This is a genomic window from Arthrobacter sp. SAFR-023, assembly GCF_051965295.1.
Classification (GTDB): Bacteria; Actinomycetota; Actinomycetes; order Actinomycetales; family Micrococcaceae; genus Arthrobacter.
In genome coordinates, this window is sequence record NZ_JBQCMF010000003.1 from 42,434 (window position 1) to 60,775 (window position 18,342).

Annotated in this window: 13 protein-coding genes and 1 pseudogene; 4 read left to right on the forward strand and 10 right to left on the reverse strand. The window is 66.2% G+C overall.

Annotation, left to right across the window (positions count from 1 at the left end):
- Positions 1–20: 20 nt before the first annotated feature.
- From holA to ACTHQX_RS04415, 5 genes and pseudogenes are all read right to left on the reverse strand, one after another.
- Positions 21–1,034, reverse strand: coding sequence for a DNA polymerase III subunit delta (gene holA / locus ACTHQX_RS04395; protein WP_440156154.1), 1,014 nt, complete (start codon positions 1,032–1,034; stop codon positions 21–23).
- Positions 971–2,692: a ComEC/Rec2 family competence protein gene (locus tag ACTHQX_RS04400; RefSeq protein ID WP_440156153.1), complete on the reverse strand. Its 1,722-nt coding sequence runs from the start codon at positions 2,690–2,692 to the stop codon at positions 971–973. Before ACTHQX_RS04400 ends, holA begins: the two co-directional genes overlap by 64 nt.
- Positions 2,693–2,918: 226 nt before the next feature.
- Positions 2,919–4,046, reverse strand: coding sequence for a helix-hairpin-helix domain-containing protein (locus ACTHQX_RS04405; RefSeq protein WP_440156151.1), 1,128 nt, complete (start codon positions 4,044–4,046; stop codon positions 2,919–2,921).
- A 79-nt stretch (positions 4,047–4,125) separates the two neighbouring features.
- Positions 4,126–4,311, reverse strand: a complete 186-nt coding sequence (locus ACTHQX_RS04410) for a hypothetical protein (RefSeq protein WP_102972397.1) — start codon at positions 4,309–4,311, stop codon at positions 4,126–4,128.
- 116 nt (positions 4,312–4,427) lie between these two features.
- Positions 4,428–6,235, reverse strand: a pseudogene (locus ACTHQX_RS04415) (DUF222 domain-containing protein).
- A 340-nt stretch (positions 6,236–6,575) separates the two neighbouring features.
- Here ACTHQX_RS04415 and ACTHQX_RS04420 point away from each other — a divergent pair.
- Positions 6,576–7,484 carry a hypothetical protein gene (locus tag ACTHQX_RS04420; protein ID WP_440156149.1) on the forward strand — a complete coding sequence of 303 codons (909 nt, stop codon included), beginning with the start codon at positions 6,576–6,578 and terminating at the stop codon, positions 7,482–7,484.
- A gap of 146 nt (positions 7,485–7,630) precedes the next feature.
- On the opposite strand, the gene ACTHQX_RS04425 is transcribed toward ACTHQX_RS04420, so the two are convergent.
- The 5 genes from ACTHQX_RS04425 to ACTHQX_RS04445 form a co-directional block, all read right to left on the reverse strand.
- Positions 7,631–8,674 (reverse strand): DegV family protein, encoded by a 1,044-nt coding sequence (locus ACTHQX_RS04425; RefSeq protein WP_440156148.1) that lies wholly within the window; start codon positions 8,672–8,674, stop codon positions 7,631–7,633.
- An 89-nt stretch (positions 8,675–8,763) separates the two neighbouring features.
- Positions 8,764–11,289 carry a leucine--tRNA ligase gene (leuS, locus tag ACTHQX_RS04430; protein ID WP_440156197.1) on the reverse strand — a complete coding sequence of 842 codons (2,526 nt, stop codon included), beginning with the start codon at positions 11,287–11,289 and terminating at the stop codon, positions 8,764–8,766.
- A 350-nt stretch (positions 11,290–11,639) separates the two neighbouring features.
- Positions 11,640–13,154, reverse strand: a complete 1,515-nt coding sequence (glpK, locus tag ACTHQX_RS04435; RefSeq protein ID WP_236803454.1) for a glycerol kinase GlpK — start codon at positions 13,152–13,154, stop codon at positions 11,640–11,642.
- A gap of 86 nt (positions 13,155–13,240) precedes the next feature.
- Positions 13,241–13,987: an MIP/aquaporin family protein gene (locus ACTHQX_RS04440; protein ID WP_236803455.1), complete on the reverse strand. Its 747-nt coding sequence runs from the start codon at positions 13,985–13,987 to the stop codon at positions 13,241–13,243.
- A gap of 58 nt (positions 13,988–14,045) precedes the next feature.
- Positions 14,046–15,833: a glycerol-3-phosphate dehydrogenase/oxidase gene (locus tag ACTHQX_RS04445; RefSeq protein WP_236803456.1), complete on the reverse strand. Its 1,788-nt coding sequence runs from the start codon at positions 15,831–15,833 to the stop codon at positions 14,046–14,048.
- 141 nt (positions 15,834–15,974) lie between these two features.
- On the opposite strand from ACTHQX_RS04445, the gene ACTHQX_RS04450 reads away from it, so the two are divergent.
- From ACTHQX_RS04450 to ACTHQX_RS04460, 3 genes are all read left to right on the forward strand, one after another.
- A complete protein-coding gene (locus ACTHQX_RS04450; RefSeq protein WP_236803457.1) occupies positions 15,975–16,937 on the forward strand; it encodes a sugar-binding transcriptional regulator in 963 nt (320 codons plus the stop codon).
- Between the two features lie 84 nt (positions 16,938–17,021).
- Complete coding sequence (locus tag ACTHQX_RS04455; RefSeq protein ID WP_236803458.1) at positions 17,022–17,384, forward strand: VOC family protein; 363 nt, start codon at positions 17,022–17,024, stop codon at positions 17,382–17,384.
- An 89-nt stretch (positions 17,385–17,473) separates the two neighbouring features.
- Complete coding sequence (locus ACTHQX_RS04460; RefSeq protein WP_236803459.1) at positions 17,474–18,340, forward strand: aldo/keto reductase; 867 nt, start codon at positions 17,474–17,476, stop codon at positions 18,338–18,340.
- Positions 18,341–18,342 lie beyond the last annotated feature (2 nt).

Below are 18,342 nucleotides of genomic sequence, written 5' to 3' on the forward strand. Positions count from 1 at the left end.
GCCAACAAGCCAGTGAAGCGCTAACGGCCGCGGGCGGCGGAAGCAATGACCGTGACGGCGTGTTCGACGGCGTAAACCGGATCGCGGGAAAGTCCTTTGACCTGCGCATCGGCTTCGGCAGTGACCTGAATGGACCGGGCCAGGCCCTCCGGCGTCCACCGCCGGACGTCCCGCTGCGCCTGCTCCACCAGCCACGGCTGCATGCCCAGCTGCCTGGCGATCTGCGCCGACGATCCTTTGGCGCCGGCGACCTTGGCCACGGTCCGCAGCTTGGCTGCCAACGCCGCCACCAGCGGTACCGGGTCGGCGCCCGTTGCCAGCGCGTGCCGGAGTGTGGACAGGGCCAAAGGACCATTGCCTGCCATGGCGGCGTCGGCCACCTTGAACGCCGTGGCCTCCACCCTTCCGCCGTAGTAGCGGTCCACCATGTCAGCGTCGACGGCAGTGGAGGCGTCGGCTATGAGCTGGCTGCACGCCGCCGCCAGCTCTGACAGGTTGGCGCCGACCGCGTTGACCAGCGACTGGACTGCCTCCGGTGTGATCCGCCTGCCGGCGGCCTTGAACTCGGCCGTGACAAAGGCAGTTTTTTCCGCATCCTTTTTCAGCGGCTGGCAGTCGACAGTCGGCCAGCCCCCGGCCTTCACGGCATCGAGGAGCTTCTTGCCGCGGGTTCCGCCGCCGTGCCGGAGCACGAGGACAGCGTCCTGTTCAACGTGCTTGAGATACGTCAGTGCGTCCGTCAGGAAGGCATCATTCATCGCTTCGAGGCCGTCCACCTCGATCAGCTTGTTCTCGCCGAACAGTGACGGGCTGACATTCATGGCCAGCGCCCCGGCCTCGTACGCGCCGGCGCCGAGCCTGGTGACCTCCACGTCGGGTGAGGCCGCCCGCACCTGCGTCCTGACACGGTCCATCGCCCGGATGCCGAGGTACTCCTCGGGACCCGTGATCAGGACGACCGCCGCAGGCGTCACGTCCCGCCAGGTCGCCGAATTGGCTGCCGGCGTCTTCGGTCGTTGCTGGGCAGCGGCCACTGGTGATTCCTCCCGGAGTTCAGATTGCAGGCTCTAAGTCTCCCACGGCGGCCCGGGCCGCCGCGGCGGAACGTGGCCTCGGGCAGTCGGTCAAGGATCTGAACAGTAACGGCGTGCGCCGCCAGGACCAGTTTGATGGTGCCGGCCGAATGGGCGGCCATCCACACGGCGAGCAATGTCACAACGGAGAACAGCAGCATGGTCAGCAATCCGAACACGCCCTCAGGCCAAGGCGGCGCGGAGCCGGGAAGACCAGCGGTGAACCGGGCGATAGCCGCCACACCACCGGCAAAGAACCCGGCGACGCCGATCAGTACCGCCGCCAGCCAGGGCACGAGGGGCAGGAGCGCCACGGCCGCCGTGCCCAGGATGGTGACGGGTGCCACGAGAGGGGCAACAAGCACGTTGGCCAGCAGCGAGTAGGTGGCAAACTGCGGCTGCAGCACCACAATGACGGGGCCGCACAGCACCTGGGCCGACAGGGGAACAGCAACAGCTGCCGCGGCCCAGCGCGGTACGCTCGGCGGGAACCAGCCCATGATGCAACGGCCCAGCACAATGATCCCCAGGGTGGCCAGGACCGAGAGCAGGAACCCAAAGCTGACCGCCAGTTCCGGCTCCACGAGCAGCAGGGCCATCACGGCCAGGCATAGGAAACTCAGCCCGCGGCCGGCCCGTCCACCTGCCAGAGATACCAAAGCAATAGCACCCATCAGCGATGCCCTGAGCACGCTCGCATCGGGACCAACCATGAGGACGAACAGGCCGAGGCCCGCGAGGGCGACGGCTGCGGCCGGAATCCTGGCCAGGCGAAGCGAGCGTGCCGCCAACAGCAGCGCGCCGAGTATCAGGCTGCAGTTGGCCCCGGACACGGCCGTCAGGTGCGTCAGGCCCACGGTTTTCATGGCTGTCTCGAGCTCCTCGCTCAGGCCTCCGGTATCGCCTGTGACCATGCCCGGGAGGAGGCCCGCCGCGTCCGGGGCCAGCCAGGCGGCGGCTGAGGCGAACCGCTTGCCCAGAGCGGCCGGCGCCTGCTGCCAATTTAGTGCAGCTGCGAGCTGGACAGGCGGTGATGACGCCGTCAGGATCGCCGCCTCCACCCGGCCCGGATCCGGAGGCCGGAGCTTTCCGGTGACCCGAAACAACTGGCCGGTGCCCGCGTGCTGCCACTCCTGCCCGCCGATGATGACCACCGGCAGATGCGCGTGCATCACCTGGCCGCCCGACGTCAAGGTCCGGACCGCCGCGGCCACTGCCCAGCGTTCTGCACGTCCGGAGGGGCCGGGCGTCTTGAGGGCACGGGGCGCCCCGGTGATCTCGGCTTCAGCCACTGCTGATGCACCCGCGGCGATAATTCCTGACACCTGCTCGTCGTGGCGCTGAGAGGATGACACTGCCGAATGGGCAGTCGATGCCGCGGCAAGCATGAGTGCTGCCGTCAGGGTGGTCAGGAAACTGCGCCGCCAGCGTCCTTCGGCTTTCTTCCTCCGCAGAAGCATGCCGAGCAGCACTCCGGCGCACGCGGCGAGGCTGCCCCACACAAGCAGGAGGATGCCCGGTGTCAGCCACGGCCCGGCGACGGTTGCTGCCCACACCAGCAGTGCGGCCGGGGCAAGGCGAAGGTCGGTCCGGCGCCGATTCGGTTCGGTTGTGGTCACGTCCTGTCCGTCCGGCAGCAGACGACGGCGGATGTCAGCGCGCACCTTCCGGCTGAGGCCACTCGCGGGGCCGGGCCTGTCCGGAGGCTGTGACGGCAAGGAATCAGCCGTGGCGGAATTTCCGGACAAATTTTCACCCTGTGGGGAGTCGGGCCTTGGGAAATCCACTGCCGCCTGGACATAGCGGTGCCATCGGCTGGGCACGCGTTCGTTCCTGCTATCCATGTCAGACGGTCACCAGCGGAAGCAACGTTTCCAGCATTTTGGGGCCGACGCCGTCGACGGCGTCCAGTTCCTCGGGTGACTTGAAGGGGCCCTGCTGCGTGCGCCAGTCGACGATGCGCTGGGCCAACACGGGGCCAACCCTCGGCAGCTCGCCGAGTTCTTCCATGGTTGCGGTGTTGAGGTTGATCTTGCCTCCGGCACCGTCGGATGCATGCCCACCGGTTCCACCGGCTTCGGCGCCGTCCGCTCCTGACGTGCCGGCCGCCCCGGCCGCACCGGATTTGTCCGCTGGCGCGGCACCTGATGTGCCATCCGGTGCTGCCTCGCCGCGCCGCGGTACGTAGATTTTCTGGCCGTCTTCCAGCGGGGAGGCGAGGTTGAGTCGGTCGAGATCGCTCTCCGGGCTGGCGCCCCCGGCGGCGACGATGGCTTCATGTACTCTACTTCCCCGCGGGAGCCGGACCACTCCGGCCTTCTTCACCGCTCCGGCGACGTGCACCACGACCTTCCCGGCCGCCGGCCCGGTGCCGTCATTGCCGTCAGCGGCCTTCCGGTCACTGCCGGGCCCACTGTCAACGGTGCCGTCATCGTCCGGGCCGCTGCCGTCCGGGTTGTTGCTGTTCGGGTTGTTGCTGTTCGGGTCGTTGCTGTTGTGGCCTTCTGTACCGGCCGCTGATTTTCCCGCGGAGTCGTGGGTGACTGAACTGAGCGGAAGGACAACAGGACCGTTGGCAGCCACCTGCCACCAGAGGAAGGCTCCGGCAATCAGCGACAGCACACCCACCAATGCCGCGGCACGTATGCCCAAGCGCCAGCGGAACCGCGGCTCGGCCACTTCATTGGACACCGCAGACCCGGAGCCGGCCTGCCGGCCGTAGGTGAAGCCGCCTCCCGTTCCCGTTTCCAGCAGCCCCGAGCGGCCATCGCCCGGCGACGGATCCGACTCTTCATTGCAGACAAGGCCGGGCTTAGCAGGCGGTCCGAGCGTGGCTGCCAGCCGTCTGGCCGCCCGCCCGTCTGTTGCCCTCTCCCCCACGGTGCCACGTCCCGCAGCTCGCCCCGCGCCCGGGCGCCCCTCACCAAGGCGCGCCTGCGCGCTGGCTGAGGCTCCAGCGGTCCGGCGTGACATATCAACCACGGTAGGAAACGGTCAGCCTTCCCGACAGTCCCGTCATTCCCTATGTGGATTCGCCCTGCGGATGGCGCCACTACCGCTGGTAGGTGATGTAGGCCTCGTATTGCACGCGCCACTTCTCCGGTTCCTTGGGATCAGGGATTGTGGTGGTGAGGAACTGGACGCTGGTCACCTGCCCTTTCAGGTACTTCATCCATTTCGTGACTTCCTCGGCCACATCCCGGTCCAACTGGGCGACGTGGTGGACTTGCATGGACATGGGAGCCTCCTTGCTCGGTGGGGAGACTGTACTACCGGCGGGCAGGCTCTGCTAGCCATGACAAGTGGGCAGCGGGGATTGTGCCCGACGACCGCGGGGTGAGGGCAGGCGTGCTCCTACGCTGCTGTGGATGATGCCCAATAGGGCCAGGGATCCAGAGGCAGTGGTGATTCAGCGCCGTCGACGGACATCCGGCTGCCGACTCCGTCGAGGTCCTCACGGGCATCCAAAGGTCCGGGGCCTGAATAGTCGTCAAACCCGTCGAAGCTATCGGGTTCGTCTGGCCAGTTCAGTGGATCCGGTCGGTCGGGTGGCTCCGGGCACTCCTCCCCGGATGATAGGTCTTGCAAGTTCTGGGCGGGTGGTGGCTCTGGCCAGTCCTCACCGGGTGATGGGTCTGGCCAGTTCTGGCCGGGTGGTGGTTCTGGCCAGGTGGGTGGTTCCCAGTCCTGGTACTCGGCCGGGTAGGACCGTCCCATGGGTGAGATCCAGCCCGGTGGGGCGTCCCGGGTGGCGCCGACTGGTTGCCACGCTGTGGCGTGTTTGAGGCGGTGGTGTTTCGGGCAGGGCTGGCCAAGGTTGGCGACGCCGGTGCCGCCGCCGTCGGCCCAGGCCAGGATGTGGTCGGCGTCGTTGTCCAGGGAGTGGTTGTTGCAGTTGGGGAACGTGCACTTGGCGTCGCGGAGCCGCAGCCACTGCCGCATTGGTTTGGTGAGGCGGTAGCTGGTGCGTCCGATCTCCAGGGGCGCCCCGTCCCGCGGGTCGGTCAGGACCCGCAGGAATGACGTAGCGCCGTCGGCGACGAGCCGGCGCGCCATGCTGGCGGGGATCGGCCCGTACCCGTCGAGTGTGGCTGGCTCATCGGACAGGCCGAGCAGCGAGAACACCGGAACCGTAACCAGGACCTGCGCCCGCGGGGACGGCACCCCAGCGGCTGGCACATCACTGGCTGGCACCCCACCGGTCGTGGCATCACCGGCTGGCGCCTCACCAGCCGGGACGGAGTCTGCTGTCAGGGGAACTTTGGGCAGGGATCCTGCGGCCGCACCTTCAGTCCCACCATCAACTCCCGGGCCCGCGGTGAGCATCCACGTGGCGAAGGCGTCGACGCGGAGCTGGGTCAGGGTCCGGGTTTCGGTCGGGCCCTGCATGGCGCGGGCCTTTGCTGTGGTGCGGTTCCAGATCCCCGCCGCCTGGTCCGCGGGCAGATACGCCGAGAACCAGGCCATGCCGTCCCGGTCCGGGGCATACTCCAGCCGCCGGTCCTTCACACTCTTGGCGTGCCGTTTTTCGATGCTGACCGGATGGTGTCGTTCCCGCCAATACCGGGCCTTCGCCCGAAACCTGCCCGGGGTCAGCTCCCCCGCCGGGCAACCCCGCGCGTACCCCGGCGCATCAGGGTCCAGGAAATGCGCCTCAAAAGCAGCGGCGGCTTCCGGATCCAGCCCGTCGGTTTCGTCGCACATGATCCGCGCGTGCTGCCACGACAGTGCTCCTGATCCCAGCGCGCCCAGCGCCAACGGCAGATCCTTGGTCAGTTTGGCGGATTCAACCAGCAACCGCTCCGCCGACCCCTCGCTAACGGTCAGGGCGCCGGCCACCTCAGCGGTCACCGACATCCGCCGGACGGTGCGGTCCTGCACGGACGCACCAGGCGGAGTCAGGGCCTCCTCCGCCGCGGAAAAGCCGACGGCAAGCTGCACCTTCACGGCCGCCAGCCGCGCCTCCATCCTCGCCACCACGGCCAGACCGTCCAACACGCATCCGCCTGCTCCCCCAACGGATCCGCCTCCGCCTGAGGCGATTCCGCCCTATCCGGCAGCACATCCGCGCCCGGATCGCCCGCCCTCCGGAGCTCAGCAGCCAGCGAAAGAGCGGAGGCACTGATGGCCTCCAACGTCTTCGCAACTGCCTCGTTATCCATACCCACAGCATGACAGGGGGCTACGACAAAAACGCCACAGCCAAAAACGGTCATACTGGAAATGTCCTTGAGCCGGCGTGGCCCAGCAAAGAACTGACGGTTGCAACATCCCAACCGCAGCTCGCGATCATGGCCAATGGCCCTCGAAAATTTCCCTTCTGGAACGGGGACTCGTCCGCAATGACACGCTCGCCAGTAACTACCGACAAAGGCTGCATTTGCAAGGGGGCCTCGATCCGCCCCGACCTAGTACTGTCGTCTTGAGTTCCGGTCCTGCCCGGCACTCCCGGCCAAGGGGTTCAATCCCGCCCGCCGGCGGCCGCTCTCGCGAAGGAACGCTATGGACCTCGAAGTCTTCGTGCAAGAGGCACGGCTGTGGAACAGGGATCCCGGACCCCAATCTGACGCCCTGATCAGGAGACTACGCGCCGAGACGGGCGAAACGATCATTGATCTCTATGAGCAGGCCCTGCGAAGCGCATCGCAAGTGTTCCTAGAGTGGGAGTCCCGGCCCGAGCCCAAAGCCCTCTTCGCGTCAAGGATAGCGGCAGCGGAAAGCGCCCCCTTTGACCCTCAGAAATTTGATCCGACAGCACCACCGTTCCTGGGCAGGCAACCGGAGGAACGTGAGCCGTACAGCTATGAGCAATGGCTCCGGGGCTGGTGCCTTTACCAGGTTCTCGTCGGCAACGTACCGACACCCGAGGGGCACTTCCTGGAACACCCGGACAGGCCGGCGATGTTCGACTTCTTCATGGGCATGATCGGCAACGGTATGCATGCAGACTTTCGGGAAGCCTACGAACGCAGCACCGACACGCTGTGGCCCTTGGCCCCCCGTGAAGACGAACCAAGATTCCTCGAATACGGCGAACAACTCGAGCACGCGCCGTACCGGGTACAGCTCTACCGGGCCACGGCACGGGAAGTCACGATGGACCTCAATGCCTCGGCATCGTGGCGGCAGTGGTGGTTGACCGGTCCGCTACGGTCGCTGGAGTTCAGCATCTCCGAAAGCCACAGCTGGTTTCCGGGGGCCGCCGCTATGCACACCGGCGATCCGCCGACCACGACCCGGATAAGGAAAGTGGGACTAACCGTGAGAGGAACCATCACCCCGAACCTGGACCGGATCTTGGAAACAGATGAGCGCGACATGCGCCAGCTCGTCATCCAAGACCTGACCGCGCTGCTTCTCAAGGTGCACAAGAAGTACGGGTTTACCGCCGACCTGCCCAAAGCGGAGTAGACGCGTACCGTTCAGCACAGGCCTGGATACAGCCGTCACAGGCGCCCTGAAGCGCCAGGTGCATTTGACGACTACAGGAGCATCGCCGAGGCAAAGAAACGCGGCATAGTGCCGAGCAGGCTCGCATCAAATGCTGCCTGCGAGGCCTAAGTGGCGGCCTCGGTACCGCTGGTGCCGGCCACCTTTGCACCGGGAGCGAGGCAACCGGCAACGGAAGAGCTGCTCTCCCCCACGATCACTGCAAGGACGCCGAGCCCGGCGTGGGCCGCCAGCACGGCAGGCAGTGAGCTGATCTGGGCAGGCGGAATGACCGGGAGCTTTGCCGCGAGCCGGGCCGCAAGCAGCTCGGCCTCGGGCCGGTTGCCGAAATGGTGGATGGCCAGCCGGGCCTCCCCCAGCGGCCGGCCCAAGGCCTCCGCCACCACGATCTCCTCAAGCCGGGCAATGGCTCTCGCCGCGGACCGGACCTTTTCCAGCGGAACGATCTTGCCGCCCTCGACCGCGAGAATCGGCTTGATGGACAGCATGGCTCCGACCAGCGAAGCTGCTGCGCCGATGCGTCCGCCTCGCCGCAGCTGCTCCAGGCTGGGCACATAGAAGTAGACCTTGGTCCTTGCCGCACGCTCCTCAGCGAGGCGGCGCACCTCGCCGGCACCGCGGCCGTCCGCGGCCGCCACCACGGCACTCTGCACGGCCAGTCCCTGCGCCATTCCGACCGTGCGGGTGTCCAGCACCTCAACAGGGATCCTGACCCTGCCCGCCGCGAGACGGGCGGCATCAGCGGTGCCGGAGAGGCCACCGGAGATGTGGATGGAGACGACGGACTCGAAGCCCAGCCGTTCGGCGGCCAGATAAGCCTGCTCAAATTGTCCGGGCGACGGGCGGGAGGTCTTGACCGGCGTCGCGGCGGCCATGGCCACGGCGATGGTCCCGGTGATGTCGTCCTCGCCCTCGCCATAGATCTCCTCGCCCACCATGACGGGCATTGGAATGACGGCCAACCGGCCGTTGATGGAGAAGGCCCGCACCCAGTCGGCGGGCAGCGCGGCAGCGGAATCCGTCACCACTGCGGTACGGACGACGACGGCGGGCTCGCCCGTGAGCGGGATATGGCCCGGCCTGGTGGCCTGACGGAGACGGACCAGATGCTCCTTTAACCACAGCCAGGCTGCCGGCTCGCGGTCTATCACGGCACACCCTCCTGCAGTTGTTTCCGGCCGCCGGCAATGCCGGCGGCCGGAGCCCGGTCAGTCGCTCCCGGGCTACTCAAATAGCGCTGCTAGGCCGGGACGATGTTCACCAGTTTAGGTGCCCGCACGATCACGGTCCGGATGCCGCGGCCATCGAGCGCACGCTGGACGTTCTCGGAGGCCAGCGCAAGCTCGCGCAGGTCATCCTCGGAGATGGCCGGTGACACCTCCAGCCGGTCCCTGACCTTGCCCTGGACCTGGACCACCGCGGTGATGGTCTCCTGCACCAGGAGGGCCTCGTCGTGTGAAGGCCAGCCGGCGTTGGCAACCGACGCCGGGTGTCCCAGGACGTTCCACAGGTCCTCCGCCGTGTAAGGCGCGAAGAGGCTGAGGATGACGGCCACCGCCTCGGCGGCTTCACGAACGGCCGGATCGGCACCGCCGGCACCCGAGTCGATGGTCTTGCGGGTGGCGTTGACCAGCTCCATCAGCTTGGCCACGACGACGTTGAACTTGTTGTTGTCCAGCAGCTCCGCCGCGTCCGCGATGGTCCTGTGGGTGACCGAGCGCAGCGCGCGGTCGCCGGTGCTGAAGTCAACACCGGGTTCGCTGGACACATCCTGGCCGAGCCGCCAGGCACGGGCCAGGAACTTCGCGGAACCCGACGGCGAAACGTCCGCCCAGTCGACGTCGTCCTCGGGCGGGGAAGCGAAAATCATGGTGAGCCGGACGGCGTCGACGCCGAACTTGTCCAGCTGTTCACCCAGGTCAACACCGTTGCCCAGCGACTTGCTCATGGCCTTGCCGCCGTTCAGCACCTGGCCCTGGTTAAGCAGCGCACTGAACGGTTCGTTCGCCTCGATCAGGCCCAGGTCATTGATGACCTTCGTGAAGAACCGGGCGTACAGCAGGTGCAGGATGGCATGCTCCACACCACCCACGTACTGTCCCACCGGCATCCAGTCGTTGATCTTTTCGGGATCGAACGGGCCTTCGGTGTAGTGGGGCGAGACGAAGCGCAGGAAGTACCAGGACGAATCCACGAAGGTGTCCATGGTGTCCGTGTCCCGGCGCGCCGGTCCGTGGCAGGTCGGGCATTCGACGTTGACCCAGGCTTCGGCCGCGGCCAGCGGCGAGGTGCCCTTCGGCGCCAGGTCCTCGCCGCGCAGGTCTGCCGGCAGTTCGACGGGCAGCTGCTCGTCCGGAACCGGAACCTCGCCACAGGCGGGGCAGTGGATGATCGGGATGGGAGTGCCCCAGAAGCGCTGGCGGCTCAGCAGCCAGTCGCGCAGACGGAAGTTGACGAACTTTTCGCCCGTGCCCTGCCCTTCGAGGATCCGAATGGCTTCCGGGATGGCCTCGGCCTTGGGCAGGCCGTTCAGCGAACCCGAGTTGATGAGCGTGCCCTCACCGGCCGTCGCCGTGCCGGATACGGCCGGGTCCTCCTCGCCGGTGTCCAGGACCGCGCGCACAGGGAGGCCGAACTCCTTGGCGAAGTCGAGGTCGCGCTGGTCGTGTGCGGGGACAGCCATGATGGCACCCGTGCCGTAATCGGCCAGGACGTAGTCGGCAGCCCAGACGGGCAGCTTCTCGCCGTTGAGCGGGTTCACCGCGTACCGGCCGGTGAAGACGCCGGTCTTTTCGCGCTCGGTGGACTGGCGTTCGATCTCCGACAGCGCCTTGACCTTGTCCAGGTAGGCGTCCAGGGCGGCGGCGTGCTCCTCGGTGACCAGTTCCAGGGCCAGCGGCGCGTCGGCGGCGACGACGAAGAACGTGGCGCCGTACAGCGTGTCCGGGCGCGTGGTGAAGACGGTGACGTCCTTGGCGGGCTTGCTGCCGTCGGCTTCGATGACGAAGTTGACGTGGGCGCCCTCGGAGCGGCCGATCCAGTTCTTCTGCATGGCCAGCACGCGCTCGGGCCAGTGGCCGCGGAGCTGCTCCATGTCCTCCAGCAGCCGGTCGGCGTACTCGGTGATCTTGAAGTACCACTGGTTCAGCGACTTCTTGGTCACCGCGGTACCGCAGCGTTCGCAGGCGCCGTTAACAACCTGTTCGTTGGCCAGCACCGTCTGGTCCTTAGGGCACCAGTTGACCGGGTGGTCCTTGCGGTAGGCCAGGCCGCGTTCGTAGAAGCGCTTGAACAGCCACTGCGTCCAGCGGTAGTACTCCGGATCCGACGTATGCACGCGGCGGGACCAGTCGGCGGAGATGGCGTAGCGCTTAAAGGATGCGGCTTGGGTCTCGATGTTGGCGTAGGTCCACTCGCTCGGGTGGGCGTTGCGCTTGATCGCCGCGTTTTCCGCGGGCAGCCCGAACGAGTCCCAGCCGATCGGGTGCAGCACGTCGTATCCCTGCTGGCGCAGGTACCGCGCCACCACGTCACCCATGGCGAACGCTTCGGCGTGGCCCATGTGAAGATCGCCGGACGGGTAGGGGAACATGTCCAGGACGTAGCGGCGCTCCTTGGAACCGTCGTCGGCGGGGGTGAAGACCTTCAGGTCTTCCCACACCTGCGGCCACCGGGCCTCCATTGCCGCGAAGCTGTACGCGCCCTCTTCGGGTGTCTCGGCTCCACCTGCTGCTGTTCCGGTTTCGGTCTCCGGCTGAACGCTCACTGCTGCCCTCTTCTGTTCTGTCATGACCTCTGTCCTGTCACAACGGTCTGATCCCCGCCGCCCGCCGGGAAGGTCTCCCCGGACACACAAAAGCCCCTCGACATGGAGGGGCGGCCGCTCGATAATCCGTATTTGTTCGGGATACCAAGCGGCTAGCTAAGCAGAAGGATCGCACGCATGATGCCAGTTTAGCGCACCCCTACCCCCTTCCCGCCCTCGTTACCAGTCCCAACGAGGGGCTGAGTAGCCCGACCCAGCGGAAGAGGGGAGGCCGCACCCCGCCATGGTGTGGTGGGCACCGCGAAGCGGGCGGGCGGGTGCGACCTCCTCTCTGAAGCGGAACGCGAAAGCTACCGAACGTCCTCGTCGACCCAGTCCATGGACTTGGTGACGGCCTTCTTCCAGAGGCGCAGCTGGCGTTCCCGCTCCTCCGTGTCCAGGTTCGGCTCCCAGCGCTTGTCCTCGGACCAGTTCGCGGACAGCTCGCCGAGGTCCTTCCAGAAGCCGACGGCGAGGCCCGCCGCGTAGGCCGCGCCAAGCGCCGTCGTTTCCACCACCTTCGGGCGGATAACCGGAACGCCGAGGATGTCCGCCTGGAACTGCATGAGGGCATCGTTGGCGACCATGCCGCCGTCGACCTTCAGTTCGGTGAGCGGAACGCCCGAGTCGGCGTTGACCGCATCCAGAACCTCGCGGGTCTGGAAGGCGGTGGCCTCAAGCGCGGCCCGGGCAATGTGGCTCTTGTTGACGAACCGGGTCAGGCCCACGATGGCGCCGCGCGCATCCGAGCGCCAGTAGGGCGCGAAGAGTCCGGAGAACGCCGGCACAATGTACACGCCACCGTTGTCCTTCACCGAAGCGGCGAGGGACTCGACCTCGGGGGCGCTGCTGATCATGTTGAGGTTGTCGCGCAGCCACTGGATGAGCGAACCGGTGACAGCGATTGACCCTTCCAGCGCGTAGTGCGGGGCGGCGTCGCCCAGCTTGTAGCCGACCGTGGTCAGCAGCCCGTTCTTCGAGTGGACGATCTCCTCCCCGGTGTTGAAGATCAGGAAGCACCCGGTGCCGTAGGTGTTCTTCGCCTCACCGGTCTCGAAGGCCGCCTGGCCGAAGGTGGCCGCCTGCTGGTCTCCGAGGATGCCCGCCACCGGGACTTCCCGCAGCAGCTGCGAGGTGTGCACCGTGCCGTACACCTCGGAGGAGGATTTGATGGCGGGCATCATGGACGCCGGAACACCGAAAATGCGCAGGATCTCCTCGTCCCACTGCAGCGTGTCGAGGTCCATGAACATGGTCCTGGAAGCGTTGGTGACATCAGTGACGTGCACTCCGCCGTCCACGCCGCCCGTGAGGTTCCACAGCACCCAGCAGTCGGTGTTGCCGAACACCAGGTCCCCGGCCTCGGCCTTCTCCCTGGCGCCGTCGACGTTGTCCAGGATCCACTTGATCTTGGTCCCGGAGAAATACGTTGCCAGCGGCAGCCCGACCTTCTGCTTGAACCGGTCCGCTCCCCCGTCCCGCGCCAGTTCATCCACGATGGGCTGGGTCCGGGTGTCCTGCCACACGATCGCGTTATAGATCGGCTTGCCGGTGGTCTTGTCCCAGACCACCGCTGTTTCGCGCTGGTTGGTGATGCCGACGGCGGCAATGTCGTGCCGCGTCAGGTTCGCCTTGGACAGGGCAGAGCCGATGACCTCGCGGGTGTTGTCCCAGATCTCCGTGGGATTGTGTTCCACCCAGCCGGCCTGCGGGAAGATCTGTTGGTGTTCCATCTGGCCCGAGGACACGATGTTGCCGCTCTGGTCGAAGACGATGGCGCGGGTGCTGGTAGTGCCCTGGTCGACGGCGATTACGTATTGGCTCATGATGACGTCCTTGTCGTTGTGCTTGTGTGTTAACTGATGTGGTTATGGACTTGGTTTTGAAAGTCTTCGAACGCAGATGCCGGGGCTCAGGTGGCTGCCGTGAATACGATGGGAAGCAGCCCCACCAGGCCGGCCAGCGTGCCGCCGATCAGCGGGCCGACCACCGGGATCCACGAGTAGCTCCAGTCGCTGGACCCCTTGCCCTTGATGGGAAGGACGGCGTGCGCGATGCGCGGTCCGAGGTCGCGGGCAGGGTTGATGGCGTAGCCGGTGGGCCCGCCCAGGGACACACCGATGCCGACGACGAGCAGGGCCACCGCCAGCGGGCCAAGACCGGACGGCGTTCCACCAAAGGTCAGGATCACGAAGACCAGCACAAAGGTGCCGATGATTTCCGTGATCAGATTCCAGGGGGTGGAGCGGATCGCCGGGCCGGTGGAGAAGACGCCGAGCTTGTTCGCGGGCTCGGGTTCGGCATCGAAATGCTGCTTATGCGCCAGCCAGGTGACCACGGCGCCAAGGAATGCGCCGGTAAGCTCTCCGCCGAAGTAAGTGAGCGTGGAGGCAAAGTCCACTGGAACGCCCGCCGCATACTCCGGTTTGCCGTTGACAAGAAGGCCCAGCGTGACGGCCGGGTTCAGGTGCGATCCCGATCGGGCGGCGACGTACACGCCGGCGAAGACGGCAATTCCCCACCCCCACGTGACCATCAGGAATCCTCCGTTGTTGCCCTTCGTGCCTTTGAGCGCAACGTTGGCCACCACACCACAACCCAGCAGGGTCAGCATGGCGGTTCCGAAAACTTCGGAAAGAAAAACCAATCCAAGAGACATCTTTGACTCCTCTATTTTCTGTTGTCAGTCCTTCGCGTGTTTGAAGGACGGTTTCCCGCTAAGCGACGAGGCTGTGGACCTCGACGCCGTGGTATCGCTTCAGCACCGCCTGCGCGTGGATGATCTCCGCGGCAACCCTTGCCGTATCCCAGCCGAGCGGCTCGGCCAAGGCCTCGGCCACTTCGTTGAGCAGCTCCCCGGTAACCAGGCCGCGGAAAGCGAGCGAAGTGCGGCGGATCAGCACGTCCACGAGGTGGCCGATCTGTTCGTGAGCGGCCATGAACTGCAGTTCCCGGACGCTCAGCTCCCGGGTGGAGCGCAGCAGGCGGTCGTGGCCGGCGTCGAGATAGCTGATGACTTCACCGGCGCGGGTGCCGTACCTGGTGAGGAGACCGGCCGTCCGGTCGGCGTCGTGCGCGGCAGTCATGTGGGCCTTGATCCACTTCTGGATCCCGGCTTCGCTGTCGGGGAACCCTGCGCCGCCGCCGATGGCGAGCTTCGCCGTCGAAATCTTCCGTTCCGTTCCCAGTTCTGCGAGGACGTCGTCGGCGAGGTGTTCGGCCAGGGCGCGGAAGGTGGTCCATTTGCCGCCCACCAGGCTAAGCACGGCGGCGCCGCCCTCCTCGTGCCCCGCTTCCGGGCCGCCTGTTTCCGAAATATGCCGTTCGATGCGGTAGTCCCGCGACACGAACCCGGGCTGGGTGGCGTCGTGCCGCGGCAACGGACGCACGCCCGAGAACGTGTAGACGATCTGTCCCCGGTCCACGGCGATGTCAGGGAAGACGTGGCCAATGAGATCGAAGAAGTAGTCAATCTCCTCGTCTGAACAGACGGCGTCTTCCGACATGTCGGCGTCGACGTCGGTGGTGCCCACCAGCACGCGGTCACCCATGGGATAGATCAGGACTATCCGGCCGTCGGTGTGTTCGAAGAAGATCTCGCGTCCGCCGCAGGCTGCGAGCAGGCCGGGGTGGTCAAGGACGATGTGCGAGCCCTTGGTCCCGCCCATGAACGTGGTGGGCGTACCCATGGCCTGGTTGGTGAGGTCCACCCACGCGCCGGTGGTGTTGACGATGATTTCTGCGGTGAAGGCGAACTCCTCACCGGTCAGCTCGTCACGGAGAGCCGCCGTGCTGGAACCGTCTGCGTTAGAGCTGATGGACACCAGGGACAGGTAGTTGCTGGCCCGGCCGCCCGCCTTCTCGCCGTCCTGCAGGACGTCCAGGGTGAGGCGCTCGGGGTTGTGCACCGACGCGTCGAAGTAGGTGGCTGTGTACTTGACGCCGGGGTGCAGCATCGGGAGTTCGGCCAGCGCCTTTTGCCGGGTGCGGAACTGGTGGCGCGGGACGCTGCCGCCGTCGCGGGAGAAGGAGTCGTAGAGGCTGAGTCCCAGCTTGATCAGGAACGCGCCGCGCTCCTTGGGCTTGCCCTGCTGCTTATGGGTCAGGAACCGCAGGGGCGCGGCAAGCACACCAGAGAATGTGCTGAAAATCGGGATCGTGGTCTGCAGCGGCTTGACGTAGTGGGGCGCGATCCGCAGGAGCCTGTTGCGCTCAACCACGGATTCCCGGACCAGCCGGAATTCGCCGTTTTCCAGGTAACGGATGCCGCCGTGAATCATGTGCGACGAGGCGCCGCTGGCGCCCTGGCAGTAATCGCCGCGTTCCACGAGTGCCACGTCGACGCCCTGCAGGGCGAGGTCCCGGAATGTTCCGACGCCGTTGATTCCGCCGCCGATGATCAGGACCCGAGCGTTGGGCCGCCGGTGCAATCGGGAGACGGACTCGCGCTCCGCAGCTGGTGCGGCAGCGCTGTTGGTATGGCCGGATGGATCCTTGAGTCCCAAATCTGCTCCTTTGGGTTTGGTTCGAAATAGCGCTTGTTGCAGGCCGCGCACCGGATGGTGCGGGGCCGTTCACCACTATTGTTTGAATTATTGGAAAATAACGTCAAGCACTATGCACAAACGTGCAGAACGGAACCATGCATGCCCCGTCCCCGACATTCCGAAGCGCTGCGCGCCGCCCAGCTGTACTACATGCAGGACCTCACCATGGACGCCATCGCCCGGGAATTGCGGACCTCCCGCTCCACGGTTTCCCGGCTGCTCTCGACGGCGCGGGAGACCGGCCTGGTACAGATCCAGATCCGCAGCCCCCTGGACACAGGGCCGGAACTGGAGCGGCTGATCCGGGCGCAGTACAAGGTGGACGTGCACGTGGTGCCCGTCCTGGACACCCTGAACGAAGCGGAGACGCTGGACCGCGTGGCCATGCAGGCCGCGCGAACCATCGGACCGCTTGTGGACTCCAACGCCATCATCGGGGTGGCGTGGGGCTCCACCCTCAGCGCGGTGAGCCGGCATCTGACGCGCAAAATCACCCACGACAGCGTGGTGGTGCAGCTGAACGGCGCGGGCAACATGCAGACCACCGGCATCACCTACGCCAGCGACATCATGCGGCGCTTCGGCAGCGCCTACGGCGCCCGGGTTGAACAGTTTCCCGTGCCGGCCTTCTTCGACCATGCCGCCACGAAGACCGCGATGTGGAATGAGCGGAGCGTGCAGCGAATCCTCGACCTGCAGTCCCGCATGAGCATTGCGATCTTTGGCGTGGGTTCGGTGGACGCCGACTACCCCAGCCATGTGTACGCCGGCGGCTACCTCGACGAGGACGACCTGGTCACCCTGGCGAAGTCCGACGTCGTCGGTGACGTGGCTACGGTCTTTTTCCGCGGCGACGGCTCCTCTGACGGCATCACGCTGAATGAACGCTCCACCGGACCTTCGCTGGACCAGCTCCGCCAGGTGCGCCGGCGGATCTGCGTGGTGTCCGGCGCGTCCAAGATCAATGGGCTCCGGGGGGCACTGGTGGCCGGGCTGGCCACGGATCTGATCCTCGATGAGGCCTCGGCCCGGCGGCTGGTCAGCTTTAAAAATGGGAACTGAGAGACGCCCTGCCAGCCGGGACCACCCGCCTAAAACTGGTGTGAAGCTCTCGGAATATCATGGGGTCCGTGCAAGGATGGCGGCATGAAAATCACCAGAGAGATCGTTGTGTTCGACGCCGCCGACCTTCCTGCCGAGAGCGCCTTTTGGGCCGGCCTCCTGGGCGGCACCGTGGACGCAGAGGATGACTGGCACACCGTCAGTGTCGACGGAAAACCGCGTCTGGGCTTTCAACTCGCACCCAACCACGTGCCGCCGGAATGGCCCGACGGGAACCCACAGCAGATCCACTTGGACCTGTATGTTGAGGACGTCGCATCCGCCCACGACGAGGCCCTGTCCCTCGGTGCACGCCTGCTGAAGCCCGCCGAGGACATCACCTCCGCCGAGGGCTTCCAGGTCTATGCGGACCCTGCCGGCCACCCGTTCTGCCTCTGCTGGGGCTGACGAACTTCTTCGGGCCGGGCCTGAGCCGGGACTGAAACTGCGCCTGCCGGTCACACGCGGCGCGCCGCGGTATCGGTAGAGTCGTAATCATGACTACCTCACCCCGGCTAAGCCTGAACAACGGCGTGCTGATCGACCAGTTGGGTTTCGGGCTATACAAGGTTCCGGCGAAAGACACCGCCAACCTGGTGGCCACAGCCCTGGAAGCCGGGTACCGGCATTTCGATACAGCGGCCATGTACGGGAATGAATCCGGGGTGGCCCGCGGCCTGGTCGAGGTGTTCGCCGCGGAAGCAACCACCGGCGGTTCCGGAGAGGCCGGCGGCACCTCGCGCGAGGACCTCTTCATCACCACCAAGGTGTGGAACGACGACCACGGCTACGACGCGACGCTGCGGGCCTTCGACAGGTCCATGATCAACCTCGGGCTGGAATATGTGGACATGTACCTGATCCACTGGCCGTGCGCGAAACGGGGACTTTTCCAGGAAACTTACCGGGCCATGGAGACGCTGTACCGCGAGGGCAAAGTCCGGGCCATCGGCGTGTCCAACTTCCAGCCCCAGCACCTGGACCAGCTGCTGGAAACAGCCGAGGTGGTGCCGGCCGTCAACCAGGTCGAGCTGCATCCGTGGCTGCAGCAGGCCGAGCTCCGGGAAAAGCACCGCGGGCTGGGAATCCTCACCGAGGCGTGGAGCCCGCTGGGCCGCGGCCAGGTACTGGAGGATCCCGTCATCGGCGCCCTCGCGGCCGAGCACAAGGTGAGCGCCGCACAAATTATCCTGCGCTGGCAGCTGCAGTTGGGCAACGTCACCATTCCGAAGGCAAGCTCCGCCGCCAGGATCCGCGAGAACCTCGACGTCTTCGGCTTCGAGCTCTCGGCGCTGGACATGGCAGACATCGAAGCCCTGGAGCGCGGCCACCGCACAGGTTCCCACCCCGACAACGTCAACTAGGA